27 protein-coding genes are annotated in these 26,218 nt (G+C 71.3%); 14 read left to right on the plus strand and 13 right to left on the minus strand.

Annotated elements, in window-relative coordinates; translation table 11 throughout:
• Nucleotides 1-93 precede the first annotated feature (93 nt).
• Nucleotides 94-753 (plus strand): phosphate signaling complex protein PhoU, encoded by a 660-nt coding sequence (gene phoU / locus ABD810_RS37815; protein ID WP_344952478.1) that lies wholly within the window; start codon nt 94-96, stop codon nt 751-753.
• A 100-nt stretch (nt 754-853) separates the two neighbouring features.
• On the opposite strand, the gene ABD810_RS37820 is transcribed toward phoU, so the two are convergent.
• The 3 genes from ABD810_RS37820 to mshA all read right to left on the minus strand — a co-directional run bounded on the left by ABD810_RS37820 (nt 854) and on the right by mshA (nt 3,579).
• Nucleotides 854-1,597 (minus strand): phosphoglyceromutase, encoded by a 744-nt coding sequence (locus tag ABD810_RS37820; protein WP_344952481.1) that lies wholly within the window; start codon nt 1,595-1,597, stop codon nt 854-856.
• 9 nt (nt 1,598-1,606) lie between these two features.
• Nucleotides 1,607-2,176 (minus strand): type III secretion system chaperone family protein, encoded by a 570-nt coding sequence (locus tag ABD810_RS37825; RefSeq protein ID WP_344952483.1) that lies wholly within the window; start codon nt 2,174-2,176, stop codon nt 1,607-1,609.
• 122 nt (nt 2,177-2,298) lie between these two features.
• Nucleotides 2,299-3,579: a D-inositol-3-phosphate glycosyltransferase gene (gene mshA, locus ABD810_RS37830; RefSeq protein WP_344952485.1), complete on the minus strand. Its 1,281-nt coding sequence runs from the start codon at nt 3,577-3,579 to the stop codon at nt 2,299-2,301.
• A 191-nt stretch (nt 3,580-3,770) separates the two neighbouring features.
• Here mshA and ABD810_RS37835 point away from each other — a divergent pair, with 191 nt between their 5' ends.
• Together ABD810_RS37835 and ABD810_RS37840 are read left to right on the plus strand one after the other, a co-directional pair.
• Nucleotides 3,771-4,511 carry an SDR family NAD(P)-dependent oxidoreductase gene (locus ABD810_RS37835; protein WP_344952487.1) on the plus strand — a complete coding sequence of 247 codons (741 nt, stop codon included), beginning with the start codon at nt 3,771-3,773 and terminating at the stop codon, nt 4,509-4,511.
• A gap of 30 nt (nt 4,512-4,541) precedes the next feature.
• On the plus strand, nt 4,542-5,408 hold the full coding sequence (locus tag ABD810_RS37840; RefSeq protein WP_425567032.1) for a class I SAM-dependent methyltransferase: 867 nt from the start codon (nt 4,542-4,544) through the stop codon (nt 5,406-5,408).
• A 76-nt stretch (nt 5,409-5,484) separates the two neighbouring features.
• On the opposite strand, the gene ABD810_RS37845 is transcribed toward ABD810_RS37840, so the two are convergent.
• A complete protein-coding gene (locus ABD810_RS37845) occupies nt 5,485-6,015 on the minus strand; it encodes an O-acetyl-ADP-ribose deacetylase (RefSeq protein ID WP_344952489.1) in 531 nt (176 codons plus the stop codon).
• A gap of 181 nt (nt 6,016-6,196) precedes the next feature.
• Here ABD810_RS37845 and ABD810_RS37850 point away from each other — a divergent pair, with 181 nt between their 5' ends.
• From ABD810_RS37850 to ABD810_RS37875, 6 genes are all read left to right on the plus strand, one after another.
• Nucleotides 6,197-6,553, plus strand: coding sequence for a BlaI/MecI/CopY family transcriptional regulator (locus ABD810_RS37850; RefSeq protein ID WP_344952491.1), 357 nt, complete (start codon nt 6,197-6,199; stop codon nt 6,551-6,553).
• Nucleotides 6,550-7,476 (plus strand): M56 family metallopeptidase, encoded by a 927-nt coding sequence (locus tag ABD810_RS37855; RefSeq protein WP_344952493.1) that lies wholly within the window; start codon nt 6,550-6,552, stop codon nt 7,474-7,476. Before ABD810_RS37850 ends, ABD810_RS37855 begins: the two co-directional genes overlap by 4 nt.
• A gap of 67 nt (nt 7,477-7,543) precedes the next feature.
• Nucleotides 7,544-8,026 (plus strand): helix-turn-helix domain-containing protein, encoded by a 483-nt coding sequence (locus tag ABD810_RS37860; RefSeq protein WP_344952496.1) that lies wholly within the window; start codon nt 7,544-7,546, stop codon nt 8,024-8,026.
• Nucleotides 8,027-8,029: 3 nt separating this feature from the next.
• Nucleotides 8,030-8,491 carry a hypothetical protein gene (locus tag ABD810_RS37865; RefSeq protein WP_344952498.1) on the plus strand — a complete coding sequence of 154 codons (462 nt, stop codon included), beginning with the start codon at nt 8,030-8,032 and terminating at the stop codon, nt 8,489-8,491.
• Between the two features lie 209 nt (nt 8,492-8,700).
• Nucleotides 8,701-9,030, plus strand: coding sequence for a DUF2516 family protein (locus ABD810_RS37870; RefSeq protein ID WP_344952500.1), 330 nt, complete (start codon nt 8,701-8,703; stop codon nt 9,028-9,030).
• A 120-nt stretch (nt 9,031-9,150) separates the two neighbouring features.
• The gene (locus ABD810_RS37875; RefSeq protein ID WP_344952502.1) at nt 9,151-10,779 is read left to right on the plus strand and encodes a DUF2207 domain-containing protein; all 1,629 of its coding nucleotides are present in this window, start codon (nt 9,151-9,153) and stop codon (nt 10,777-10,779) included.
• 23 nt (nt 10,780-10,802) lie between these two features.
• Here ABD810_RS37875 and ABD810_RS37880 read toward each other — a convergent pair whose 3' ends face one another.
• A complete protein-coding gene (locus ABD810_RS37880) occupies nt 10,803-11,756 on the minus strand; it encodes an asparaginase (RefSeq protein WP_344952504.1) in 954 nt (317 codons plus the stop codon).
• 106 nt (nt 11,757-11,862) lie between these two features.
• Here ABD810_RS37880 and dtd point away from each other — a divergent pair, with 106 nt between their 5' ends.
• Nucleotides 11,863-12,288: a D-aminoacyl-tRNA deacylase gene (dtd, locus tag ABD810_RS37885; protein ID WP_344952506.1), complete on the plus strand. Its 426-nt coding sequence runs from the start codon at nt 11,863-11,865 to the stop codon at nt 12,286-12,288.
• A gap of 10 nt (nt 12,289-12,298) precedes the next feature.
• On the opposite strand, the gene ygfZ is transcribed toward dtd, so the two are convergent.
• The 3 genes from ygfZ to ABD810_RS37900 all read right to left on the minus strand — a co-directional run bounded on the left by ygfZ (nt 12,299) and on the right by ABD810_RS37900 (nt 14,775).
• On the minus strand, nt 12,299-13,360 hold the full coding sequence (gene ygfZ / locus ABD810_RS37890; RefSeq protein ID WP_344952508.1) for a CAF17-like 4Fe-4S cluster assembly/insertion protein YgfZ: 1,062 nt from the start codon (nt 13,358-13,360) through the stop codon (nt 12,299-12,301).
• 37 nt (nt 13,361-13,397) lie between these two features.
• Nucleotides 13,398-13,811: a Fur family transcriptional regulator gene (locus tag ABD810_RS37895; RefSeq protein WP_344952509.1), complete on the minus strand. Its 414-nt coding sequence runs from the start codon at nt 13,809-13,811 to the stop codon at nt 13,398-13,400.
• Nucleotides 13,812-14,286: 475 nt separating this feature from the next.
• A complete protein-coding gene (locus tag ABD810_RS37900) occupies nt 14,287-14,775 on the minus strand; it encodes a heme-binding beta-barrel domain-containing protein (protein ID WP_344952511.1) in 489 nt (162 codons plus the stop codon).
• A 100-nt stretch (nt 14,776-14,875) separates the two neighbouring features.
• Between ABD810_RS37900 and ABD810_RS37905 the strand changes: the two genes are divergently transcribed.
• Complete coding sequence (locus ABD810_RS37905) at nt 14,876-15,238, plus strand: DsrE family protein (protein ID WP_344952513.1); 363 nt, start codon at nt 14,876-14,878, stop codon at nt 15,236-15,238.
• Between the two features lie 29 nt (nt 15,239-15,267).
• On the opposite strand, the gene ABD810_RS37910 is transcribed toward ABD810_RS37905, so the two are convergent.
• From ABD810_RS37910 to ABD810_RS37925, 4 genes are all read right to left on the minus strand, one after another.
• On the minus strand, nt 15,268-15,981 hold the full coding sequence (locus ABD810_RS37910) for a type 1 glutamine amidotransferase (protein WP_344952515.1): 714 nt from the start codon (nt 15,979-15,981) through the stop codon (nt 15,268-15,270).
• Entirely contained in the window at nt 15,971-17,200 is a 1,230-nt protein-coding gene (locus tag ABD810_RS37915; protein WP_344952517.1) for a MurT ligase domain-containing protein, read from the minus strand. The genes ABD810_RS37910 and ABD810_RS37915 overlap by 11 nt, the downstream gene beginning before the upstream one ends.
• A 117-nt stretch (nt 17,201-17,317) precedes the next feature.
• On the minus strand, nt 17,318-20,401 hold the full coding sequence (locus ABD810_RS37920; RefSeq protein WP_344952519.1) for an ATP-binding protein: 3,084 nt from the start codon (nt 20,399-20,401) through the stop codon (nt 17,318-17,320).
• A gap of 62 nt (nt 20,402-20,463) precedes the next feature.
• A complete protein-coding gene (locus ABD810_RS37925) occupies nt 20,464-22,407 on the minus strand; it encodes a hypothetical protein (RefSeq protein ID WP_344952521.1) in 1,944 nt (647 codons plus the stop codon).
• A 205-nt stretch (nt 22,408-22,612) separates the two neighbouring features.
• Here ABD810_RS37925 and ABD810_RS37930 point away from each other — a divergent pair, with 205 nt between their 5' ends.
• The 3 genes from ABD810_RS37930 to ABD810_RS37940 are packed head-to-tail and all read left to right on the plus strand — an operon-like array spanning nt 22,613 to nt 24,688.
• Nucleotides 22,613-23,287, plus strand: a complete 675-nt coding sequence (locus ABD810_RS37930) for a hypothetical protein (RefSeq protein WP_344952523.1) — start codon at nt 22,613-22,615, stop codon at nt 23,285-23,287.
• Nucleotides 23,287-24,003, plus strand: a complete 717-nt coding sequence (locus ABD810_RS37935) for a hypothetical protein (RefSeq protein ID WP_344952525.1) — start codon at nt 23,287-23,289, stop codon at nt 24,001-24,003. The genes ABD810_RS37930 and ABD810_RS37935 overlap by 1 nt, the downstream gene beginning before the upstream one ends.
• A 4-nt stretch (nt 24,004-24,007) precedes the next feature.
• On the plus strand, nt 24,008-24,688 hold the full coding sequence (locus ABD810_RS37940; protein WP_344952528.1) for a hypothetical protein: 681 nt from the start codon (nt 24,008-24,010) through the stop codon (nt 24,686-24,688).
• Here ABD810_RS37940 and ABD810_RS37945 read toward each other — a convergent pair.
• Entirely contained in the window at nt 24,652-26,046 is a 1,395-nt protein-coding gene (locus tag ABD810_RS37945) for a hypothetical protein (protein ID WP_344952530.1), read from the minus strand. The genes ABD810_RS37940 and ABD810_RS37945 overlap by 37 nt on opposite strands.
• Between the last annotated feature and the right edge of the window lie 172 nt (nt 26,047-26,218).

Here is a 26,218-nt window from a genome sequence, read left to right on the forward strand (position 1 = left end):
ATTCGCTGGCCAGGACTCCGAAGACCTCCCTTTCGTGGAGAGTTCACCTTCTGGACGAAGTTCGTTCACGAACGCGCGCGTAGCGTGAACCGCATGCGCGACGCCTTCCACGAAGAACTCAACGCTCTGACCGACCGCCTGGTGGAGATGACCAGCCTGGTCCGCTCCGCCATATCCAGGGCCACCACCGCACTGCTGGACGCCGACCTCCAGCTCGCGGAGAGCGTGATCTCCCAGGATGTGGAGGTCAACCGGCTCTACGCCGAGATCGAGACCTCCATTTTCGAGCTGCTGGCCACCCAGCAGCCCGTCGCCGTGGACCTCCGCGTCGCCATCACCGCCCTTCGTATGGGCGGCGACCTGGAGCGCATGGGCGACCTGGCCGAGCACGTTGCGAAGATCGCCAGGATGCGCCACCCCGTCTCCGCGATCCCGCCGGAGGTGCGCGACACGATCCTGGAGATGGGCCAGATCGCGGAGCGCCTGGTCACCAAGACCGGCAGCTGCATCGCCACGCACGACGTCGAGATGGCCAAGGAGCTCGATGACGACGACGACGCGATGGACAGGCTGCACCGCAGGCTGTTCCGTGTCCTGCTGTCCAAGGACTGGGCGCACGGCGTCGAGCCGGCGATCGACATCACCCTCACCGGCCGTTACTACGAGCGGTACGCCGACCACGCGGTCCGCGTCGCCCGCGACGTGGTCTACCTGGTGACCGGCAGGCGCTTGGAAAGCGACTCCGCCTCCTGACCGTTCCAGCCTCTCCAGGCGCGCCACCGGCATGAACGAGCCCCGGACCTCAGCGGTCCGGGGCTTGTTCGTCGTACGGGCCTGCTCGGGCTCGCGGCGGTCACTTGCCCTGGTTGGCCACGGCCTCGATGGCGGCCTTGGCGGCCTCGGGGTCGAGGTACTCGCCACCGGCCTTGAGGGGCTTGTAGTCGGCGTCCAAGTCGTAGCGGAGGGGGATGCCGGTCGGGATGTTGAGCTTGGCGATCTCGTCGTCGCCGATGCCGTCGAGGTGCTTGACGAGGGCGCGCAGCGAGTTGCCGTGGGCGACCACCAGGGTGGTGCGTCCCGCCGCCAGGTCGGGGACGACGCTGTCGTACCAGTAGGGCAGCATGCGGTGGACGACGTCCTTCAGGCACTCGGTGCGAGGCATGAGCTCCGGCGGCAGCATGCCGTACCTGGCGTCCCCCACCTGGGAGAACTCGTCGTCGTCCGCGAGGGGCGGCGGCGGTGTGTCGTACGAGCGGCGCCACAGGGCGAACTGCTCGTCGCCGAACTCCTCGCGGGTCTGCGCCTTGTTCTTGCCCTGGAGCGCGCCGTAGTGGCGCTCGTTGAGCCGCCAGGACCTGGTGACCGGCAGCCACAGCAGGTCGGCCGCGCCCAGCGCGAGGTTGGCGGTCTGGATCGCCCGGGTCAGGACCGAGGTGTGCACCACATCGGGACGCACCTCCGCGTCGAGCAGCAGCCTGCCGCCGCGCCGCGCCTCCGCCTCGCCCGCGGACGAGAGCTTGACGTCGACCCACCCGGTGAACAGGCCTTTCGCGTTCCACTCACTCTCGCCATGCCGCAACAGCACCAAAGTAGCCATGCGCCAAGCTTAGGGTCTGCCCGGCGTGGCCGATCGGCCCTCGTCCCCGCCTTCGCCCCGGTCGCGCTCCGCCTCTCGGCCGCCCGCCACTTCGCTCCTGCTGCGTGCCACGATGCCCTCGAACGCCCGCAGGTTGGCGAGCGACTCGCCCCGCTTGACCCGCCAGTCCCACTCGCGCCGGATCGAGGACGCGAAACCCAGCTCCAGGGCGCGGTCGAACCACTCGTCGGCGTAGGTCAGGACGCAGCCCAGCAGGCGGTCGATCTCGTCCTCGGAGACCGACGCCAGCGGCAGGTGCCCGACGAGGTGGACGTCGCCCACGGCGTCGAGGGCGAAGTGCACGCCGTACATCGAGCCGTTCTTCGACAGCAGCCAGCGGTAGAACTCCACGTGGTTCTCGTCGGGCTGGCGGCAGAAGAACGCCTCCACGTGCAGCGCCCGGTCGGAGACGGTGAGCCAGGTCATGGTCGCCAGCTTGTGCTGTCCGGGCAGTTTCACCAGGAAGGCGCCCGGGCGCGGCTGCTCGTAGGGGATCTCCGCGGCCTTCAGCGCGGACTCGACAACTGCCTCGTGGTCCATAACTGTGCACACTCCCGCATTCCTGGGCGGCTAAACCGTGTGTATCAGGAGCCGGTGATCGCCGGACCCGTGAGGCGGCGACAGTACCGCGCCCGGCGCCCCACAGCGGGGACCACACCACGTCACAGGTTGACGGCCGCCGGCACGCGGTTGAGCCGGGACATGGCGGCGGAGTAGACCTCGAGCAGGCGCGCGGCGGTGGCGGGCCAGCCGAAGGCCGCGGCGTGGTCCCTGGCCCCGGAGCCCATCGCGTCGCGCCAGGCCGGGCGGTCGACGAACGCGCGCAGTGCCTGGGCCCAGGCGTGCACATCGTGCCCGTCGACGAGCAGGCCGGAGACGCCGTCCTTCACGGCCGTGCGCAGCCCGCCGACCGAGGCGGCCACCACCGGGGTGCCGCAGGCCTGCGACTCCAGCGCCACAAGGCCGAACGACTCGTTGTAGGACGGGACGACCGTGACGTCGGCCGCGCGGTACCAGTCGGCCAGCTCGTACTGGGGGGCGGGCGGCGCGAGCCGTACGACGTCGGAGATGCCCAGTTCGGCGGCCAGTTCGGTCAGGTAGGAAGGGCGGGCGAGCCCGTTGCCGCTGGGACCGCCCACGCAGGCGACGATCAGCCGGGACCGCAGCGAGGGGTCATCGGCGATCATCCGTGCCGCCGCCCTGAGCAGCACGTCCGGCGCCTTGAGCGGCTGGACCCGGCCGACGAAGAGCATGACGTGGGCGTCCTGCGGCAGGCCGAGCCGGGACCGGGCCGCGCCCTTGGAAGCCGGCTGGAACACCTGGAGGTTGACGCCGGGGTTCACCACGGCCACACGTTCGGCCGGGGCGCTGTAGAGGTCGATCAGCTCCTCGGCCTCGGCGGCGGTGTTGGCGACGAGGCGGTCGGCCATCTCCACGACCTGCTCCTCGCCGAGCACGCGTGCCACGGGTTCGGGCTTGTCCCCCTCGGCCAGCAGGAGGTTCTTGACCTTGGCCATCGTGTGCATGGTGTGGACCAGGGGCACGCCCCAGCGTTCCCTGGCCAGCCACCCGACCTGGCCGGACAGCCAGTAGTGCGAGTGGATCACGTCGTAGCGCCCCGGCTCGTACATCGCCTCGGTGCGCAGCACGCCCGACAGGAACGAGCAGAGCTGGCCGGGCAGGTCGCCCTTGTCGAGCTCTTCGTACGGGCCGGAGGTGACGTGGCGTACGGTCACGCCGGGCTCGATCTCGACGGTGGCGGGGAGATCACGGGCCGTCTGCCGGGTGAAGATCTCGACCTCGACGCCGAGAGCCGCGAGGCGCTTGGCCACCTCGACGATGTAGACGTTCATGCCGCCCGCATCGCCGGTTCCCGGCTGGTCCAGCGGGGATGTGTGCATGCTGATGGTCGCAACCCGGTTGATCCGGCGTGCGACAGGCACTCGCGGCACCTGACACCACCTCCAGACGGGTTATAACTGTCGGATACTTCACGAGATTCCCGGCAGGTGAGCGCACGCCCCCGCGCAACCCCCTGCCCGCGGGCGCTGGCAGGATGACGACAAGGCTCTCCCGAGCGTGAACGGGGCGCCGGCGGCACCGAAGCATAAGCGGCGACCACGAAGGACGAGACATGACCAAGACAGCGGTGGTGACCGGCGCGAGCAGCGGCATCGGCGAGGCCACGGCACGCCGGCTCGCGGCGGAGGGCTTCGAGGTCCTCGCGGCCGCCCGCCGCCGTGACCGGCTCGACAAGCTGGCCGCCGAGGTCCCCGCGATCCGGCCCTTCACGCTCGATGTGACCTCCGACGACTCGGTCGCCGAACTGGCCGCCTCGCTCGACCGGTGTGACGTCCTGGTCAACAACGCGGGCGGGGCCTTCGGCCTGGAGCCGGTCGCAGAGGGCCTGGTCGACGACTGGCAGCGCATGTACGAGGTCAACGTGCTCGGCTCGCTGCGGATGACCCGGGCGTTGCTGCCCAAGCTGATCGAGTCAGGCGACGGCGTCCTGCTGATGCTGACCTCGGTGGCCGGCCTCGTCTCGTACGAGGGCGGCGGTGGCTACTGCGCGGCCAAGCACGCCCAGACCTCCATGACCGAGACGCTCCGGCTGGAGCTGTGCGGGGAGCCGGTGCGCGTCATCGAGGTGGCCCCCGGCATGGTCCAGACCGAGGAGTTCTCCCTGACCCGCTTCCGCGGCGACGCCGACCGCGCGGAGAAGGTGTACGAGGGCGTCCCGAACCCGCTGACGGCCGACGACGTGGCCGACGCGATCGCCTGGTGCGTCACCCGGCCGGCGCACGTGAACGTCGACCGGCTGGTGATCCGGCCGCGCGCGCAGGCCGCGCAGCACAAGGTCCACCGGATCTCCTGAGCATGAGGAACCGCTGGACGTGAAGACGCGATGAGCATGGCCGCGCCCGACGAGCCGCGTACCCGCCGTGGACCCGGCGACGCCCCGGCCAGAAGCCGCCCCGTCGGGGAGGTCACCCGGGGGACGACCGGTCACAACCGGCTGCGCCGCTCCGACCGGTGGACCGCCGCGGTGTACGGCCCGCTGCTCGTCTCCGCCGACAGGCCGCTCGTGGTCGATCTGGGGTACGGAGCCTCGCACGTCACCACATCGGAGCTGTTCGTACGGTTGCGCCGCGTCCGCCCCGACGTGGAGGTGGTCGGCATCGAGATCGACCCGGTCCGCGTGGCGGCGGCCAGGCCGTACGAAAGGCCGGGGCTGTCCTTCGCGCGGGGCGGCTTCGAGCTTCCGGTGAGCCGCCGGCCGACGCTCGTCCGCGCCTTCAACGTGCTGCGGCAGTACGGCGAGGCGCAGGCGTGGGCGGCGTGGGACCTGCTCCGGTCCCGTCTGGCGCCGGAGGGGGTGATCGTCGAGGGGACCTGCTCGGAGATCGGCCATCGGGCCGCCTGGGTGGCCCTGGACGCCCGAGGGCCGCGCACGCTCACCCTGTCCACCCGCCTGGCCGGGTTCGAGCGCCCTTCGGACCTGGCCGAGCGGCTGCCGAAGGCGCTGATCCACCGCAACGTGCCGGGCGAGGCCGTCCACGGGTTCCTGCGTGACTTCGACCATGCCTGGGCGCTGTCCGCGCCGTACGGGGCCTACGGTGTGCGCCCTCGCTGGATGGCCGCGGTCGAGCGGCTGGCAGGCACGTGGCCGGTCGCCACCGCTCCCCCGCTGGGCGGACGGCGCCGCTGGCGCCTCGGCGAGCTCACCATCCCGTGGTCGGCGCTGGCCCCGGACGAACGACCGCGCCCCTAGCCGCCCCCGTCCTCGTCCTCGCGACCGGGCGGCCAGCGCCTAGCCTTCGTCCTCGCGACCGGCCGGGGCCGAGCGTCTAGCCCTCGTCCTCGCGGCCCAGGCGGCCGAGCGCCTCCTCGAAGGCCGCGTACGCGTCCGCGCCGAACAGCACGAAACGGACCTCCGCCACCCCGGTCGACGCCTCCCGCACCGTCGAGAGCGCGATGCGGGCGGCGTCGTCCATCGGCCAGCCGTAGATCCCCGCCGACACCGCGGGGAAGGCGACGGTCTCGGCTCCCAGCGAGTCCGCGACCTTCAGGGACTCGGCGTAGCAGGAGGCCAGCAGGTGGGAGCGGTCCTCGGACTTGGCGTGCACGGGTCCGACCGTGTGGATGACCCACCGCGCGGGAAGCCGCCCCGCCGTGGTGGCGACGGCCTGCCCCGTGGGCAGGCCCTTCCCGTACCGGGAGGCACGCAGGGCACGGCACTCCTCCAGGATCTCGGGGCCGCCGCGCCGGTGGATCGCCCCGTCCACCCCGCCGCCGCCCATCAGCGACGAGTTGGCGGCGTTCACGATGGCGTCCACATGCTGCTCGGTGATGTCGCCCTGAACCAGCGTTATCTCCATATGGTCACGACCTTCCACGTGCCGCACACTCGCCGGGATCTCACACCGTAACCGGGCGGCGGAGGCGGTGTGAGCGACCTCACCGGCGCCGCGCCGGCGAGGAGGACGTGACACGGTCGACCCACGGCGACCCCGCCTGGCCTCTACACGACGTAGTACTACCCGAGGTAGGCTTGCTCGCGTGAAGGGTCTCGGCGAGCTTGAACGCAGCATCATGGACATCCTGTGGGCCCACGACGCCCCTCTGACCGCCAGGGAGGTCGGCCGTCTGATCGCCGACCGCGACCTCGCCCCCACCACGGTGATGACGGTTCTCGACCGGCTCACCCGCAAAGGCTTCCTCAGCCGCACCCGCGACGGACGCGCCTGGCGCTACGAACCCGCCGCGACCCGCGACGCGTACGTCGCGGAGCTTATGCTGGAAGCCCTCGACATGACCGGGGACCGTTCGGCCGCGCTCACGCGCTTCGCCCAGGGGGTCTCGGGGTCCGAGGCCGAAATCCTGCGCAGAGCACTGACGGAGCTGGAAGAAGAGTGATCACGGCCGCCGCCCTCGCCGCGCTCGCCATGGCGTGCGCGGTAGGCGCATGGCGGCTCACGCTGGCGCGGTGGCCGTGGCGCACCCCTCGGGCGGCCATCCTGCTGTGGCAGTCCCTGGGCGTGACGTGGGGTCTCGCCAGCGTGGGCGCGCTGCTGGCCTACGCTCTGGAGCCCTACGGCAGCGGCGTCCTGTACGGCCTGCGCGCCTTCGTCGACTCGGCCATCTCTTTCGGCATGGGATACGGCCTGCTCAAGCCGTACGACCTGCCCCGCGTCGCCGCGCTCGTCGCGGGGCTGACCCTTCTCGCCGTGCTGGTCATGGTGCTCCTCACAGCCGGGGCGCAGACCCTGCGCGCCCGCCGGCGGCACCGCGTCCTGCTGTCCCTCATCGCCCACGACGACCCCGGCGTCCCGGGCGTGCGCGTGGTCGACCACCCCGGCGCGGCGGCGTACTGCCTGCCCGGCCTGAGGTCCGAGGTCGTCGTCAGCGCGGGCACGCTGTCGTTGCTGAGCGCCGATGAGCTGACCGCGGTCCTGGCCCATGAGACGGCCCACGTCCGCGAGCGTCACGACCTGGTCCTCCTGCCGTTCACCGCGCTCAACTGGGCGCTGCCCTGGCTCAGCGTGGTGCGCAACGCCCATTCGTCGGTCGCCCTGCTGGTCGAGATGGCGGCAGACGACCGCGCCCGCCGTTACTGCTCGCCCCGCCGGCTGGCGACCGCGCTGCTCCGGTTCGGCACGGCCGGGGCGGTGCCGGCGCCGAGCGGAGCGCTCGGCGCGGCCGGTGAGCAGGTGATGGCCCGGGTCAACCGCCTGATCAAGCCCGGGGCCGCGCTGCCGAGGCGTTTCCGGTACAGCCTGGTCACCTTCTCGGTGCTCCTGTCCGCCTCCGCGCCCCTTCTGTGGATCTATCCCGGCTGAGCCAAGGTGCTTGCTGGCGCATGCCACAGCGTTTGCATTTGCAAGCACCGTGATGCAGACTGAAGGCATGGAACTACCGAAGGTCGGCTCGATCGGCGAGTACATCCGCGATCAGCGGAAGCAGGCGAAGATCTCTCTGCGCCAGCTCGCCACCCAGGCCGGGGTGTCGAACCCCTACCTGAGCCAGATCGAGCGCGGACTGCGCAAGCCGAGCGCGGAGATTCTGAACCAGATCGCCAAGGGTCTGCGGATCTCCTCCCAGGCGCTGTACGTGCAGGCGGGCCTCATCGAGGACCGCGAGCCGGACAGCGACGTGCTGGCCGCGATCCGGACCGACGGCAGCCTCACCGAGCGGCAACGTCAGGTGCTCGTCGACATCTACGAGTCGTTTCGCAAGGAGAACCGAGTCGAGGCTTCGACCCAGGCCGAGCGGACCTCCCAGAACGCCCGGCCCGAGTCGGAGCCCCACGGGGTCGACGCGGTTCCCGCCGAGGAGGGTGCGACCTCCTCATCGAACGGCCGTCGTAATCCAGAACCCAAGGAAGGTTAACCCATGCCCATTAATGACGAGGTCAAGAAGCTAGCCGAGTCCAAGCCGTTCTACGCCGTCGCGGGCGCGGGCGACTTCGCGGTCGAGAAGCTGCGCGAGCTGCCGGAGCAGTTCCACCGCCTGCAGTCCCGCCGCGCCGAGGTGGGCACGGTCGCCCGCGATCTGCCGACCATCGCGCGCAAGTACGCCGGCACCGTCCAGGTGAAGGCCGAGGCCGTCGCCAAGGACCTGCCCGAGAAGGCCAAGGAGTACGCCGACACGATCAGCGCCAGGGCCGCTCACCTGTACGACGAGTTCGCCAGCAGGGGCCGCAAGGTCGTCAGCCGCGTGACGGGCGAGGCCGCGCTCGAGCTGGAAGAGGTCTCCACGAACGCCGAGCCGGCGATCGCCGCCCGCCCGGCGCCGACCACCACCCGCACCGCGCCGGCCCGCAAGGCCCCGCGCAACGGCGGCACCAAGGCCTGAGCCCGGCCGCATAGCGCCACCATCACGGCCCGTCCCGGAACCTGGGGTGGGCCGTGTGCGTTGTGTGGAGTACGGCCCGTACGCGTTATCCGGGTACGGGCCGGCCAACCACCGTTCAGACCGGTCCGCGACGATCGTCGCGGACCCCCGGGAGGTCCCCGTCCGGGCTAGGCTGAACCCGGCCCATCACATGACCCCTTGGAGAGGCGATGTTCGAGGTTCACGGCGTCCTGGATCTCATATTCTGGGTGCTCGCCATCGGGGCCTTCGCTCTGTGCGTCTGGGCACTCGTGCACGCCCTCAGGACCCCCGCCCGCGCGTTCGCGATGGCGGGCAAGCTCAGCAAGCGCCTCTGGCTGCTGATCCTCGGCCTGGCGACCCTGTTCTCGTTCGCCGCCGCCGTGCAGTACCTCTCGGTGCTCAGCATCTTCACGGTCGCGTCGGTCATCGGCTCGGGCATCTACCTCGCCGACGTGAAGCCGGCCGTCGGCGAGATCGGCAAGGGCGGCGGGAACAACGGCCCGTACGGCCCCTGGTAGGCCGACGGCACCGGGGACGGCGCTCCCGCGATGCCGGGCCGCCGTCCTGATTTGTTGGTGTTCAGCCGGTCATGAGCGTCTCGCAACGCGGTCCCGCGCCGACCGCTAGGCTGACGCCCCATGGTGGATCTCCCTCGACGACTCGTGCTCGCGCTCCCGCTCGTGCTGACCCTCCTCGTCGCCACCCCGGCCCACGCCGCCGCGGACAGCGTGACAAAAACGGACGTCACCGTGGAGCTGCGCGCAGATGGCGTGCTGCACATCAAGGAGCAGATCTCCTTCACCGGCCAGGTCCGGCGTACCCTGCTCACCCGGACCAGGTACGACGACGGCAACGACCGCGTCTACCGTGTCACCGGCTTCAAGGGCGACGGCGCCCTCACCGGCGACACGATCACGCTGACCGGCAAGGACACGGCGACGATCGAGTACGACGTCGCAGGGGCGGTCTCCCCCGTCGGTGGTGGCGAGGAGCTTCGCTGGTACGTCGTCAACGGCTGGTCGGCGCCCGTCCAGAGCGCCGTCGTGAAGCTGAGCGGCCCGGCGCCCATCCAGAACCTCTCGTGCTTCGCCGGGGACCTCACCTCGGCGACCGGCTGCACCACCGCCTCGATGGACGAGACCGGCACGCGGGCGGAGTTCGAGCAGCAGGGCCTCGGCCCCGCCCAGGCGCTGACCGTCGCCGTCGGCTTCCCCAGTGGCACCAGCCGCGGTAGGCCGATCCTGGAGCGCCGGTTCGAGCTCGCCAGCGCCTTCACCCTGAGCCCGCTCACCGGCGGCGCGCTGATCGGGCTTCTGGTGCTGCTGCTCGGCGGCATCGTGGTGCTCTACTGGACCCGCGGCAGGGACGCCCGCATCCTCGACAGCGAGGCCGGTGGCCCGGTGACCACACTGCGCGACGGCCGGTTCTCCCCGCCGGACGGCGTGCGCCCGGGTCAGATCGGCACTCTGATCGACGAGCAGGCCGACGTCATCGACGTCACGGCCACGATCGTGGACCTGGCCGTCAGGGGCTTCGTGCGCATCGACGAGCAGCCACGCGGGACCTACGACGCCCCCGACTGGCTGCTGGTCAAGGTGCCGGACGCGCCGGTCGAGGAGCTTCTCGACTACGAGCGCGCGCTGCACATGGCCATCTTCGACGGGCGCGACTCGGTACTGCTGTCCCAGCTCCACGGCTCGTTCGGCGCCCGGCTCGGCAAGGTGCGCGACGCGCTCTACCGTGACGTCGTCGCGCAGGGGTGGTTCGTCCGGCGCCCCGACTCGGTCCGCACCCGCTGGACCACCATCGGCGTGATCGTCACCGGGCTCGGCGTGCTCGCCACCGTGCTGCTCGCCTGGCTCACCACGTACGGCCTCATCGGCCTGGCGTTGATCATCGCGGGAGCAGCCCTGGCGGTGGGCGGGCAGTACATGCCGGCCAAGACCTCGCGGGGCGCCTCGGCCCTGGCCCACACCCTGGGGTTCCGCGACTACCTCGCCTCTGGCGAGATCGGCGAGGTGCCGCCGGCCCAGCGGATCGAGCTGTTCTCCCGCTACCTGCCGTACGCGGTGGTCTTCGACAACGTCGACCGATGGGCGCGCGTGGTCGCCTCGATGAACGGCAACGGCGGCCAGGCCGACCACCTCTACTGGTACCAGGGCCCCGCCGAGTGGGATCTGTCCAAGTTCGCCGACTCGATGCGCACGTTCACCCTGACCACCTCAGGGGCGATCTCCGCGTCCCGCCAGTTCCGCCGCTCGATCTGACGCGAGGCGCCGCGGGGCGGGCCTCACACCTGGCCCCGCACGCGCACCTCGCCCACGGGACGGCCTCCGCCGAACTGCGGCGGGGTCGCGAGCGTGTCGAGGTCGGGGGCATCCAGGCCGAGGCCGAGCGCGCGCAGGGTGGCGACGGTGACCGGCACCCTCGCCCGCTGGCCGCCGTCGAGGATCTTGACGGTCGCCGCGCGCCCGTCCTCGAAGGCGAACGCGTCGAACGCCTCGGCGCCCGCCTTCAGCATGAGCCCGGGAACGGCCCGCATCAGCGTGGCCTCCGGGCGTGAGGTGCCCGACGTCCACTCCGGGTGGGCGCGCATCGCGTCGGCGATCCGCCGCTCGTGCGTACCGGGCTCGGCCAGCGGGAACGCACGGAACGCGCGGGCGACCCCGGCCATGGAGCCGAAGTACAGCGGGGCGCCGCAGCCGTCGACCCCGGTGGCCGCGACCCGCTCGCCGGTCAGCTCCTCGGCCGTTGACCTGATCGCCCGCTGCAGGGGATGGGCGGGATGCAGGTACTCGGCGGTGGACCATCCGTTGATCACGCAGGTCGCGAGCATCGCGGCGTGCTTGCCCGAGCAGTTCATGGTGATGCGCGCCGGTCCGCCGCCGCCGCGGAGCACGCGGTGTGCCGTCGCCGGGTCTGCCGGCAGGTCCTCGGGGCATTTCAGAGCGGACTCGTCGAGCCCGGCGCTCGCGAGGATCTTGGCGACCCCCTCGACATGGAAGTCCTCTCCCGAGTGGCTGGCGCAGGCGAGCGCGAGGAGCTCGCCGTCCAGTCGGAGGCCCGCGCGGAGCATGCCGAGCGCCTGTAACGGCTTCATCGACGAGCGCGGCGAGGCCGCCGCGGCGACGTCGCCGTGGACCGCCATGGGCGCTCCACCGGCATCGAGGGCGAAGACCCAGGCGCGGTGCACGGACTCCACGAACCCGGAACGGACGACTTCCACGATCAGATCGGCGGACACATCATCTCCCCTCGCACCTGAGTTTACGGACGGTGAACCTGCGCCGTTCACCACCGCACCGCCCGCATGTTCGCCCTGCCCCTACGCGGTGGAAGAATCGGGGACCATGCGTGCCGTAGTCCAGCGGGTGAGCTCAGCGTCGGTGGTGGTCGACGGGCGGAGCGTGGGGGCGATCGACGAGCCGGGCCTGCTCGTGCTGGTCGGCGTGACCCACGGCGACGGCCCGGCGGAGGCGGCCAGGCTCGCCGCCAAGCTGTGGGGCCTGCGCATCCTGTCCGGTGAGAAGTCCTGTTCCGACATCGGCGCGCCCCTGCTGGTGGTCAGCCAGTTCACGCTCTACGGCGACGCCAGGAAGGGCCGCAGGCCCACCTGGCAGGCCGCCGCGCCCGGACCGGTGGCCGAGCCCTTGGTGGAGGCCGTGGTGGCCGACCTGCGCTCTCTGGGCGCCCGGGTGGAGACCGGCGTGTTCGGAGCCGACATGAAGGTCGCGCTCGTCAACGACGGGCCCATCACGCTGATCATCGAGGTCTGAGCCCGGCCCCTCAGCGGATGCGGCGGCGCAGGCCCGGGTCGATGGTCACGTTGCGGCCGGCGTCCGGCGGCACGATGACCTCCTGGCCCGCTGCGACGCCCCCGGCCAGCAGGCCGATGTCGACGGGAACGGTGCGCTTGACCACGGCCAGGGCGATGGGCCCGAGCTCGTGGTGCCTGGCCGACGAGCCGACGAAGCCCACCTGGCCGGGCTCGGCGCTCCCCTCCATGGCGGCTTCGGGGTCGGCCTCCCTGGGCGACCCCACGCCGAGGGTCACCGGCGCCCCGTGGGGAGGCAGCGTGTCGGCGCCGCCGTCCAGATGCAGGAAGACCAGGCGACGGGGCGGGTGGCCGAGGTTGTGCACCCGGGCGACGGTCTCCTGCCCTCGGTAGCACCCCTTGGTGAGGTGGACCGCCGACCCGATCCAGCCGACCTCGTGCGGGATCGTCTTGTGGTCGGTGTCGAAGCCCGCCCGGGGAAGGTGCGCCTCGATGCGCAGGGCCTCGTACGCCCACAGGCCGGCGGTGCGCAGGCCGAGCTCCTGGGGAAGCCCACCGAGCCGCTCGCGGGGGACCAGCAGATCACCGCCGATCGCGATCGCCCCCTCCGGCACGACCCGGGGGACCTGCTCGTCGGAACCGGGCGACACGACGGTCACCACGGCGTAGGCGGAGGTGACGTCGGTGATCTCCACCTGGCGCATGAACCGCATCTTCTCCAGGAAGGCGACCAGGGCGGCGGAGGTGCCCGGCTCGACGTGCGCCCAGACGGATTCGCCGTCGTCGACCAGTGTCAGGTGGTGCTCCAGCCTGCCCTGCGGGTCGAGGAGCAGCGTCTGCGTGGGCGTGCCCGGTGCCAGGGTGTCGAGCTTCTGCGAGCTCAGGTCGTTGAGCCAGCCGAGCCGGTCGGGCCCGGAGACGCGGACGACCTCGCGGTTGCCGCGGTCGACCATCGCCTCGCCCGCGACGAGAGCGCGCTGCTCGGCATACGGCTCGCCGTAATGCGCGGCGACGGTGTCGTCGGGGACCGCGGCGGCTACGGCTCCAGGAGTGTCCAGCAGAGGGCTTCGCATGCCTCAAGGCTATTGCGCCGGGGCCCGTTTCCGTGACTCAGGGGCGGCACTCGCGGCACCGGCCGAACACGGTGAGGTGGTGGACGTCGGTCTCGAAGCCCAGCTCGTCCTCCAGCTTGGCCACCATGCCGTGGACGAGCTCGGGACGGACCTCGGTGATCTCGCCGCAGCCCCGGCAGACGAGGTGGACGTGATCGGCCTTGCTCGCCAGATGGTAGGTCGGGGCGCCGTGGCCCAGATGGGTGTGGGTGACCATGCCGAGCTCTTCGAGCAGCTCAAGCGTGCGGTAGACCGTGGAGATGTTGACACCCCTGGCCGTCTCCTGCACCTGACCGCAGATGTCCTCGGGCGTCGCGTGACCGAGCCGGGTGACCGCCTCCAGCACCAGCTGCCGCTGGGGTGTCACTCGGTATCCACGCGCCCGCAGCTCCTCGTGCCATGTCCCGGTCATGAACCGAGTCTACGAGCCCCGTCGTGGAGGGCGGAGGCCTGAAGCCGGCTCGTCGTGCGGCCCGCCGTCCCGGGGCACCACGGGAGCGCAGATGGGCAGGTCGGGAGCCATTCAGGGCGGGCCGGAAATATTTGCTTGCCTGGCTCGGCGGTGCTCGCATAGCGTACGTAACACGCAGAAGGGAGGTGGTCCAAACGATGGTCAGTCATTATTGGGCTAGCGAGGTGGCTGTCCGCTAGGGCATCGCCAAGTCAGGACCTTCCGTCCAGACGTCGTGCCCTCCCGGGCACTGGTGGCGTCCGGCGAATCCAAGACAGACACCGGAACCCCGGGCAGCCGACGGGGGGAGTTGCACTCCTCCCATGGTCCAGTCGGCCCGTCTTATCAGGAGACGGAGCGAGCCCGGGGTTCTTTCATGCACTGGCCCTCTTGGTCCGCGCGCCGGCATCGTGGCGCCCTCGCGGCGGAGGCGGCCTCAGCCCACCTTCTTCAGCTCCGCGGACAGATGCGAGGTCAGCGGCTGCCCTTCGGCCGCCATGTCGTACGCGTACATCAGGTTGCCGTTGACCAGGCCGTAGAGCCGGTGCCCCGCGGTGTACTCCTTGGCGGTGGCGGTACGGGCGACGACGTCGGTCCGCATCTCGATCTTGTGGAACGCGACCTCACCGAGGTAGATCTCGACGATGCCGGTCGGATGGGCCAGAACGATCTCGAGCTGCCGCTCGGGAAGCGCCCGCCAGTACCCCGACTCGGTGGCCAGGGGCCTGACCATGGTGCCCTCGTCGTCGAGCAGCCAGGTCGTGCTGTGGTAGCTCAGGAACGGCTTGCCGTTGTGCTCGAAGGTGATCTCCTGGCCGAACCGGAAGCTCTCGATGGTCGGGTAGCCGCCCACGCCGACCCCCTCCCACCTGCCCAGCAGGAAGGCGATCGGCTCAAGCGCGGGATGTGTTGACTGGGAGTCCATGGCACATGAGCCTAAATGCCCGCCTGTGCGGCTCGTGCCTGCGACACCGAACAGGGCGTTCACCTGGTGGATCATGGTCATCGGCGCATAGGCTCAGTCCATGGCACGATCAATGGTGATAAAGGTGACGGCTGGCTCAGATGCCCCTGAGCGCTGCAATCAGGCATTTACCGTGGCAACCGCGGCGGTGGCCAGCGGCGTACCCGTGTCCTTGTGGCTCACCGGGGAATCGGCGTGGTTCGGCCTGCCCGGCCGGGCCAAGGAGTTCAGCCTGCCTGAGGCGACTCCTCTTGAGGATCTGCTCGGCGCGGTGCTGGCCGGAGGCAAGGTCACGGTCTGCACGCAGTGCGCGGCACGCCGGGGCATCAAGGTGGACGACCTGATCGAGGGCGTGCGCATCGCGGGCGCCTCGACGTTCGTGGAGGAAGCGCTCGGAGAGGGCGTCCAGGCACTGGTGTACTGAGCCCTGGCGGGGCGGCACACCGCGCCGGCTCAGCCGGGCAGTACGGCCTTGAGCCGCTCGTCCCGCAGCCGGTCGTACCAGGTGTCGTCGATGGGCGACAGCGGCCCGGTCATCCAGCTCAGGAACACGTCGGCGAGCCACGGGTTGCGCGCCAGCGCCGGGCCGTGAAGGTAGGTGCCGACGACCTTGCCCATGTGGCAGCCTTCGGTGCCGTCGCCGTTGCCCGTGCCGACCACCGTGCGCGACAGCGGGCGGACCCCGCGTCCGAGCCGGGTGACGCCCATATGGTTCTCGAAGCCCGTCAGCATGTGCCCGCCGAGCCCGGTGTCGACCTCGGCGGCGAGCTCGCCCACCGCGCGCGCGGGGCCGCGGGAGCTCTCGATGTCGAGCAGCCCGATGCCGGCCACCGGCTGGCCCTCCTCGCCGCCGAACACCGACCCCATGATCTGGTAGCCCGCGCAGACCGCCAGGAGAGAGGCTCCCCGGTCGATCGCCCGCTGGAGGCCGCCGTCGCGGCGGAGCCGCTCGGCCGCGAGGATCTGCGGCCGGTCCTCTCCCCCGCCGATGAGATAGATGTCGCCCGAGTCGGGCACCTGGTCGGCCGAGCGCACGTAGACGGTCTCGACCGGGATGCCCCGCTTGCGGGCCCGCTGCTCCAGGATCAGCACGTTGCCCTGGTCGCCGTAGGTGCTCAACAGGTCGGGGTAGATCCACACAATGCGCAGGGCGCTGTCAGACGGCACGGCCGAACTCCGCTCGAATCTGCTGGAAGGCTGTGTAGTTGGCGATCACGTCGATGCGGCCGGGGACCTGGCGCGTCACGGCGTCGTCGAAGGTCTCGCACAGCTCGAAGGGCACCCCGGCGACGTCGAGCCGGAGCGCCAGATCGAGCCGCCGCTCCCCCGTCACGAACACCGGCCGGCCGCTCAGGATGCGGAAGTCGACGTCCCAGAGCCAGGAGGTGTCGCGGCCGTCGGGGCCCTGGGCGTTCACCGACAGGACGATCGGCAGCGACGGGTCGGCGACCTCGAAGGCCTCCAGCCAGCCGGCGGGGTTCTTGGCCAGCAGGAGCCGCAGCGACCGCCCGTCGCGCTCGACCGTGGTGTAGCGCCCGGCGACCGACCTGACCTCCCGCAGTCTCGGGAGCGCGCGGTCGACGGACAGGCCGAACGCCTCGGCGGTGGCCAGCGCGATGGCGGCGTTGGCGCGGTTGGCCCGGCCGGGAAGCTGGAGGTCGAGCACCCAGCGCTGCCGCCGGGGGTCGATCACCGCGTCGTCGTCGAGCACCCAGGTGGGCTCCGGACGGCGGAAGGTGCACTCACGGCAGGCCCAGTCGTTCTCCTTGCGATCGAGCGGCCCACCGCACTGGGGACAGCACCAGGAGTCCTCCTTCCAGGGCTGCCCGCAGGACACCCAGGTCACGTGGGCGGCGGTCGAGGCGCCCCAGGTGACCAGCGGATCGTCGCAGTTGGCGATCACATGGGCGTCCTTGCCCGCGAGGGCGCGCTGCCACTTCTGGGCCAGCAGCCAGATCTCCGCGGCACGGTCCATCTGGTCGCGGCTGAGGTTCATCAGGCAGATGACGCTCGCCCCCGTGGTGTCGAGCACCTCGGGAAGGTACTTCTCGTCGACCTCCAGCACGGCGAAGGGCGCCTGCTTGGCCTGGGACAGCGCCGACACGTGGCCTGCGGGCATGTTCGCGCCGAAGGCGTTGGTGGCGACCTCCCCGAGCTCCTGGAGCTCGGAGGTGATCAGCCGGGTCGTCGTGGTCTTGCCGTTCGTGGCGCTGACCAGCACGAGCTTGCGGTCGGCGGCCAGCTTGCGCAGCAGATCGGGCTCGAGGATCAGCCCGACGCGACCGCCGATCACCGATCCGTCGCCCCGGCCGGTGACCCGTGACAGGGTGGCGGCCGTACGCCCGAGGGCACTCGCGAGCTGAGCCCGCAGCGGGAGCTGGGTCATGCCCGAGATCCTAGTGGGGCTCGCGCGAAGAGTTCCTCTCAAGCAGTCAAAGGCGGCCCGCTACAGGGAGGAATATCGGCAAACCCCCGCGACTATGACCAAAATCACTCCACGCTGCTAGTCAAGGAAGGACAGCTCCGCCTGGTGCTCGGGGCCGCCCTCGAAGGGGAGCACGAAGCGCCGGGGCCATGACAGCACGGTCTCCAGCCAGGCCGCGCCCATCGTCTGGGCGATGTGACGCACCCGGTCGCGCGGCTCGATGCCGATGGCCACGGTCGCGAAGTCCTTCTGGATGCCCTCGTGCTCGTCGTCGCCGAGCAGGACCCGCCAGGCGAGCGCCCGGTTGCGGTCCATCTCCATCGACAGCGGGTGGTGGCGCAGTGCCTTGGCCCGATGGCCGAGCAGCTCGGTGCGGGCCATCGTGTCCACCGGCCCCGAGCCGTTGACCCCCAGGTGCGGGTACGGCCGGCCGGAGGGGTCGGTGCCGAACAGGGCGTACTCCATCGCGGGCGCGGGACTGCGCAGGTTCGGCGCCTGGTGACCGTAGGGGAAGAGCCTGTCGACCTCGTGCACCCACCGGACCTGCGGGATCACCCACGCGGCGCCGGGACGCCCGCCGGGGACGTGCTCGGACTCCTCCGGCGGGTCGAGCAGGGCCGCCGCCACCTCGGCCGCCTTCACGGTGAGCAGGCTGGGGTCGTAGAAGGTGCGCAGCGACCACGCGCGCCGGGCCACCGCGCGCTCGACCAGCGTGGCCAGCAGGCACTCGCGCCGCCTTGCGGGAAGCTCGGCCCAGATGTCGGCGAGGACACGCGGGACGCCGGGCAGCGACCGGTTGGTGCAGAAGGCGAGCACCACCGTGTCGGTCCAGATGCGCAGCCACGCCCACTCGGGGGCGTCGGCGAGCAGGTCGGCCTCGCGCAGCTCGAACAGCGTGCAGGCCTTCCCTGTGCTGCACTCGTGCCCGCAGGCCGCGGACCGGCGGCCCCTGATCGGCGGGATGGGGCCAAGAAGGGTGTGCTCCCGTTCTTCGCCGAGGGGCACCTGGATGCGCAGCGGGCGGTCCATCCCGTCGGCGAACACCGCGGCGACGCCCGGCTGGAGCGAGACGACCTGGCGGGACTGCTCCTCGCTGAGGTTCATCGCCGCGCCGACGAGCCTGCGGTCGTCCTCGGCCGGGAGCCGGTGCACGACCTTCAGCGCGGTGTTCTTCACGACGTCGGCGATGAGCTTGGTGGGGATCTGCTCGGCCACGACGATGCCGGTGCCGTACGCGCGGATCTCGGCCAGCATCCCCGCCAGCAACTCCACCGCGTGGGTGCTGGCCCGCTGGGAGCCCCGGTCGCGCAGCAGCCGGTGAGCCTCCTCGATCACGATGACGTGCTGGAGGCCGCGCGCCTTCTCCTGCCGCGCGCGCATCCTGAGGTGCTCGACGATGCGGATGATCAGCGTGCCCATGAGGAACGCCTTGTCCTCGTCGTTGGCGACGTCCTCGATCGCGAACACGACGTTGCGCTGCAGGAGCCCGCCGATGTCGGCGGGGTGGCCGCCCTCGAAGAACCGGCCGGCCGAGCCGACCCTCAGGCTCCGCAGCCGGAGGCTGATGAAGCCCTCGACGTCGGCCTGCACCTCGTTGCCGTACCCGATCTCCTGGATGACCTCCAGGGCATGCGTCTGTAACTGCTCCAGCGTCGGCACCGCGGGCTGCACGGCCGCCCCGGGGATCCCGCCACCGGTGACGACGTCCCAGCCGTTGGCCTCGTAGACCCGCTGCAACGCCAGGGACATGATCTGCGGGAACGGCTCCTCGGCGTCGAAGGCCGCCATGAACAGGGCCCTGACCATGTCGATGTGCGCCTGCACGGGGTAACCGGGCTCGGGGGCCAGCGGGTTGACGCTGAAGGGGACGTTGTCGGGCGCCGAGGGGTTGATCACCGTGAGCGGGGACAGGTGCTCGACCCGCCCGGCCATCGCGGCGTACTCCGACTTGGCCGGCTCGATCGCGAGCCAGGGGATGCCCGCCTCGGTGAGCTGCTCCAGCAGGTGGCGCACGGTCTGGGACTTGCCGGACCCGGTCGCCCCCGTGACGAAGGCGTGCCGGTTGAGCGTCGCCAGCGGCACCCGGAACGAGCCGACCGCGCGGTCCTGCCCGTCGACGATCGCGCCCAGGTCGAGCACCGGCTCGCCGGTGTTGCGCACGTCCGCCTCGCTGGTCACGTCGAAGAACCCGGCGTCCAGCACGCGCACGCCGGGCACCTCGCGGCGGGGCAGCCCCGCCAGGGCGGCCAGCGCCCCGGCCGTGGCCGCGAACGGCGCCGCCGCCCCGTCGGCCGGATCCTGCAGGGTCACGCCCAGCGCCTCGGTGAAGCCGTACACGGGCTCGACGGACGTGGAGCGCCCGAAGCCGGCGAGGATGGGCAGCGACAGCGCGCTGCGCAGCCGGTAGGGATGATGGCTCATCTCCACCGAGCCGACGAGCACCGGCGCGATCTGCCGCAGCTCGTCGGGGCCCGCGGCCCCGGCCAGCACTCGAACGTTCCACAGCCCGGCCTCGCGGAAGGCGTCCAGCTCCTGCATCCGCCGCTCGGCCCGCTCGGCGTCGTACCTGCTGCGCTCGGAGGCGTCGCCGTACTGCCGCAACACGTTCAGCTGTGTGCGCAGGTGGGCCACCTCGGCGTCCAGCAGGTCAGTGGGCTCGGCCACCACCAGCCAGGCGAACGGGCGCGACATCAGCGTCACCAGCGTGGACTCGAACAGCGTCGGGCGCAGCAGCTCGTCGGGGCCGGGCTCCCTGCGCCCGTTCAGCGGCGGCGCCTGGCGGCCCGGGCAGGGTGTCCAGGCCAGGTCGGCCAGGTCGGCCAGCCAGTCGTCACCGATCTCCACGCCTCGCGCGCCGCCGGGGAACAGCAGGGGCTGCACCCCTTGTGGCGGCTCCTCGACGGTGGCGCTGGACGCGCGGCGGGGCGGGCGGGGAGGGGTGAGCGGCCCGGCGTTGGTGATGAGCTCGAGCGGCGCGCCGGACCCCCGGGACAGCCAGCCGATGACGAAGGGCCGGTTGCGCTGGGCGGCGGAGAGCACGGCGGGCAGGACGGTGACGAAGTCCCACTCGGCCGAGGAGCTGCGCGAGGGGGCGGTGATCGCCTGGATGCGATACCACGGACCACTCAGAGGGAACGGCGCGCTGGGCGCTGCGGAGGACACGCTTGCCTGCATATCAAGCCCAAATCCCTAATGCCACTGACGTTTACCAGGGGATTACCTGTTCAATGCCTTGTCCGCCAGTCGAGCCGCTCCGGCGGCGGGCCGAGGTTCGGCGGGAAGGGGTCGTCCTCGAGCACCGGTTCGGGCTCCGGCGGGGTGAGCATGACACGGCGTACCTCCTCGAACTCGCCCAAGGTGGTCTTGGGGAAGGTGAGGATGGCCGGGTTCGCGTCGGCCAGCCGGACCTGCCGGCCTTCGGCCGTCGCATGGGTGACGATCACCGAGGTCGTGGGGAGCTGTTGGAGCTGGTGCGGCTCCACCAGGAACTCCCGGCTGCGGTGGAGCACGCGCTCCTCCCCCATCGCCTTGCTGGCGCTGCGCCCCCACTCGGTGGACTCGGTGATGCCTTCCTTGAGGTCGCCTTCGTCCTTCTCCTCTTCCTCCGGGCCGATGCGGCCGGCGTTCTCGCCCACAGTGGAGGTGTAGGAGCTGTTCACGCCGTCCACGGCCGGGCTGATGGTCTCGGTGAGCTGGGCCAGCTCCAGGCGGTGCTCGGTGCCCATGTGCTCGCTGGCGACCCGGGCGTCCTCCGCGTTGCCGAGGCGCATGAACGCGACGGCGGCGTGCCCTCGGCCGAGGCGCTCCCTGACCGTGGGGGTGAGGGAGCGGTAGGTCAGCACCAGACCGGTCTGCGAGGTCTCGCAGGCGTCCATCAGACGGTCGAGCACGTCGCCGCGGAGCTTGTCCGCGCCCGCGACGATGATCGTGTGGTACCAGGGCCGCTCGGAGGCCGGTGACTGGCGCAGGATGTGGGTCAGCGCGGTGGCGACGTAGGTGCCGAGCACCCGGTTGCCGAAGACCCCGGCCTGGCGGTCCATGGAGACCACGCGCAGCCGCGCGGGCGGCAGCCGTACCGCCTCGGACCCGAGGGTCTCCAGCTTGCGGAGCTGGGACTCCAGGGCCCAGGCGCGCTCGATCACCACGCGGTCGGTCACGCCCCTGCCGAACAGCGTGCCGATGCGCTCGAGCTGGGTGGCGGTGAGCAGGCCGAACCGCAGGTCGTCACGCGGGTCGCCCACCTGGGCGAGGGCGCGCAGGGCGGCCGTGACCTGGTTGATCGTGGCGTTCTCGCCGAGGACCTCCAGCACCCGCTCGAGGATGGCGTTGTCGAAGCTCAGGTCGCGGGTCGTGCGGTGCTCCTCGCTGACGCTGACCACGTGGGCGAGCACGTCGGCGAAGGCCTCCGGGGGCAGCGTCGCGCCGAGGTCGAGCCTCGGCAGGTCGACCGGGAGCACCCACACCAGGGGGTCGTCGCCGCCGCGCCTGGCCAGCTCGATCAGATCCTTGGCGATCGCGCCCTCGGACAGGTCGAGCACGGTGAGGTGGCCGCCGCTGTAGAGCCGGGTGGCGCCGAGCAGGGTGATGAGCGCGGACCAGCCAGGGAGCGTGCCACCGGCGACGTCGATGCGGTCGATCTCGTCGGGCACCGCCACCGCGTACCAGGTGAGCTGCTTGTCGTACTGGTCCTTCCTGGCGGCCCACTCGCGGTAGCGCTCGGCGTGCTCCTCCTGGGCGTCGAAAAGCTCGCGTTCGCGGCGCTCGCGGCGCTGGCCGGCGCGGGCCTCCTGCTCCCTGATGCGGGAACGGAGCGCGCGCTCGCCCTGATGGACGGCGTACCCGCAGATCGAGGCCACCCCGCCGGTGGCGACCAGGCCGATGACGACGAACGGCCAGCCGATCATCTCGCTGACGCCGAGGGCCAGGATCATGATCGCGAGGATGGCCATGAAGATCCCGACGATCTTCACCGGGCGGTTGAGGAGGTCCTCCTGCAGGCGCTCCCGCCGGACCCAGGCCGGGTCGACCGCGATGGGCTCTTCTGGGATCTCTCCCGGGGACGGGCGCCTTGGCGGCGGGCCGGGATCGGGGTACAGCATCGCGTACTGCCAGCCGAGGTAGATCCGGTCAGCCTGCAGCTGTGCATGCTCTGGGTGTACGTCCGCCACCGGACCTCCACCTGTCAATGGTCGCGCTCGTGGGGAGCTTGCCGGCTCCGTGCCGTGGACTCGCTCTCCGACTGTGACAGCGTATGAGGTGCACCTCGTATTCGGGCAGGGTTCTCGCCATTCGGCCCAGATTCCTGACGTCTGACGCCCTTCGATGGGATAAACGGGGCAGATGGGAAAGGGCCAACGATTACGATCGTGAGGCATGTCATCCTCCGTCCTCCCCGGTCGCCGTCGCCGGCGTCCGCTCCTCGCACCGGCCGCCGTCCTGCTCGCCGCGACCGGTCTCGGGACGATCGCCGCCCTCGGCGGTCTCGTGGAGGCTCCACCGCAGCAGCCTCCGCAACGGCGGGTGGGCGAGGAGATCGACCAGGACCTGTTCCGCACGAAGATCGAGGACGCGATCGTGCACGCCGTGTCCTTCGACGGCGATGATCCGCACGCGCCCCGGCACACCGTCCTCGACCTGAGCCTGAAGATCTACAACGACGCGGAGGTGAGCGTGCCTCTGGCGTACCTGGAGAACTCCCTGCTGCGGATCGTGTCGCGCGAGGGCGAGACGCTGATGTCCCCCGGGAGCGCCCCGGGCGCCGGGGGCACGTGGCTGTACGACACCACCGTGCCCGGCGAGGGCGCCCCCAGCAGGCTCCTGCCGCCGAAGCGGACCTCGGCCGTCACCGTCCGGCTCCGCAAGCGGAGCGCGTCGGGCGACGAGCCCGGCGCCGGGAAGTACCCGGACCTCGTCGGCGTCGACGTCGGCGTCTACGAGAACCACGAGGACTTTTTGACCGGACGCCACAGGGCCGCCCTGGTGCAGGACGACACGGGCGCGCCCGTGGTCGTCGCGCGGGTCACCGTTCCCGTACGGAAGGCGGTGTGATGACCGGGCCACTCGTCGCCGAGCGTCCGATCGGCGCTCCGCCCGCGGAGGGCGCGAGGCGCGGGCGGTTCTCGCACGCCCTGGGGAACGGGGTCGTCGCGCTCGCCATCGGCGCCGCGGCGGTGTACGCCCACACGTTCGCGATGGACAAGGACAAGCTGGACGCCCCGCTGACCAGCCACGCGGCGGCGGGAGGGGTGGCCGTGACCGGCAGGTTCAGCGCCCGGCTCGAGAAGGTGGTGGCCGCCCGGTCCCTGCGACTGCTCACGACCTCGACCGACCCGGAGACGGGACGGGTCACGATCAAGAAGTCCGGCAGGGTGGGCACCCAGGACGTCTTCATCGTCGTCACGATCGGCGCGACCTCTCCCGGAGATCCGACGCGGCTGGACGACGCGTGGCTCCGTACGGCGGACGGGGTGGAGTACGCGGCCACCGACCGGGTCGGCCCGGCGTTCACGCTGCCCCATCGCCCCGTCCAGAACGGCTGGTGGGTCGATGTGGTCTTCGTGTTCGAGATCCCGCCCGAGGCGCTTGCGGGGGCCTCGATCGTCGTCTCCGCGCCGTCCTCGAACGGCATCTACGACACGATCTACCCCAACCGCTACAACCAGCTTCTTCCCGAGGCCGAGCTGCCGATCTCGGCCGACCGCGCGGCGGCCAGGCGCCTGCTCGACGACGTGAAGACCTCCTGGCAACTGGCGGCCGAGGAGTGAGCGCGTGAGCGAGAAGCACGGAAGCACCCAGGAGTCCGGGGAACCGTCCTTCGACGCCTTCAAACCGGTCGCCCGTGACACGCCCTCGTCCGGGCAGGAGTCGATCTTCTCCACGGGGTCGTGGCCGGCCGCCTCGATCGCCACCGCGGCGCCGGAACCCTCCCCCGTCCCGGCAGGGCCGGCGGGCCGGCGGAGGATGCCCCGCCTTATACGCGCGACCCTGCTCCTGGTGGCCGCGGTCGCGCTGGTCGCGGTCACGGTGGGCGTGCAGTGGTGGGACCGGTCGGCGTGGATCGCCCAGCGCTATCCGGCCGAAGTGGTCAAGGACGTCCCGCGCGGGCAGAGCGCCGCGCTCCACGGGATGTCCTGGCAGGCGAGCCTGGCGGTCCGTGCGCGGTCCGCCGGCGACCACCGCGACGCCACGTCCCTGATCGCGACCGTCCGGGTGACCCCGATCTCGGCCAAGGACGTCGGCGGCTACCTCCCGCCGCGCTTCGAGGCACGTGACCGCGGCACCGGGCGCAGGTGGCAGGCCCTGCCCGCCGAGACGCCGACCGGCTCGGACCTGGAACCGGGCAGAACCACGTCCTTCATCGTGGTCGCGGCGGTGCCGAACGAGCTGAAGGACACGGCGGAACTGGTGCTCAGCTACTCGTCCGCCGAGACGCTGCGCTTCGCGCGCTGACGCGTCGCCGAGACGTCGAAGGTGGCGGCGAACAGGCACAGCGCCAGCGTGGTGAACAGCAGCTCCCGGCCGAAGTGGACGGGGATCTGGTAGAGCTCCCATTCGAGCTGGCGATGGGAGGTGCCGATCAGGTAGTACGCCCCTCGCTCGGCGTAGTCCATCCCCACGCGTAGCAGCATGTAGCACAGGCACATCACCGTGAAGATCGGGGCGCCGCCCCGCAGGGTGAGCCGCAGGGCGTTGAGCACCGGCGGCCACCGGTCCAGGCCCGACCGCGCGAACAGCAGGCCGGCGCCCTGCCGGGTCAGCCGGTGGGTACGCCGCTCGACCGCGTCGGCGGCCTGTTCCACCGGGGTGCCCCTGATCAGCGCGCGACCGTCCTGCGAGGAGGCCCCGTAGACCAGGATGGCGAGGGTCAGCCACGTGAGCGGGACCACCAGCGCCTCCATGAGGTGCGGGCGCATGCCCGCCAGCCATTCCATGGCGGTCCGCCAGCCAGGGAGCGCCGCCTCCAGCGCGGCCCAGTGCTCGTTCCACCACGTGGTGGCGATGCGTCCCTCCAGCCAGGCCGACCGTCCGTCGGCGAAGGTGAACACCAGGACCGCGCCGTAGAAGGTGTACGCGAGCTCGCAGAAGGCCACGCCGAAGGAGAGCCCCGTCCCGCCCTTGCGCTGGTGGATCGCCGACAGCACGTGGCGGGCGATCACGGCCAGGACCGTGAACGCGATGGCGACCTTCAGGTCCAGCACCAGGTTGGTCCCGGCGTCCGGAGGGGTGGGCCGGGCGGGGGCGGCGCCCGGGGCCACGGCGCTGTTCAGGAGCGCGGCCGTGTAGGTGTCGTACTGGTCCGCGTACCGCTCCATGTCGGCGTCGGCGAACTCACGGGCGTCGGCGGTGTGCCACCCCCACGCGAGGTAGATGGCGACGAAGACGATGATCGAGCGCCCGAGCCCGGTGAGCAGCGGCTCCTCCTTGTGCCCCGGGTCCCCGGCGTCGCCTCCCGCCTCGCCCGCCGCGCGCCGGGCGCGCATCTCCGTCAGCGCTCCCCGCAGGGAGTACAGCATGCCGACGGTCACCACCATGCCGAGCATCACCATGACGATGAAGATCAGCATGACCGCGGCGAGCCGCCACGGGCGGAACGAGCCGTGCGACAGCTCGGACCCGGCGACCAGGAGCCCGAAGCGCCCCAGCTTGCCGAGCGTGAACCACAGCACGAGCGGGACCAGGCATCGCCCCCAGATCGCCAGCGCGTACAGCGGAAGCCCGTACGGCGAGCGTCTCCACCAGCGGACGGCGGGGGACGCCTGCGCGGACGCGGGCGGCGACCCAGCCCCCAAGGCCAACGAATCGGACATCGTGCGCATGGTATCGATCACACCGGCGGCTCGCAGGGCATCTCCACAACGAGCAGTCAGGATTCCGTAGACCTCGGGATCAGAGCCAGGGACCGTGACACTCCCGGTTTCCTCGGCCATTTGTCTGGTTCGTACGCATTTGCTGGTATCCAGTGTGTGTCTATGGGACGAA

Source organism: Sphaerisporangium flaviroseum, assembly GCF_039537005.1.
In the GTDB taxonomy this organism is placed as follows: domain Bacteria; phylum Actinomycetota; class Actinomycetes; order Streptosporangiales; family Streptosporangiaceae; genus Sphaerisporangium; species Sphaerisporangium flaviroseum.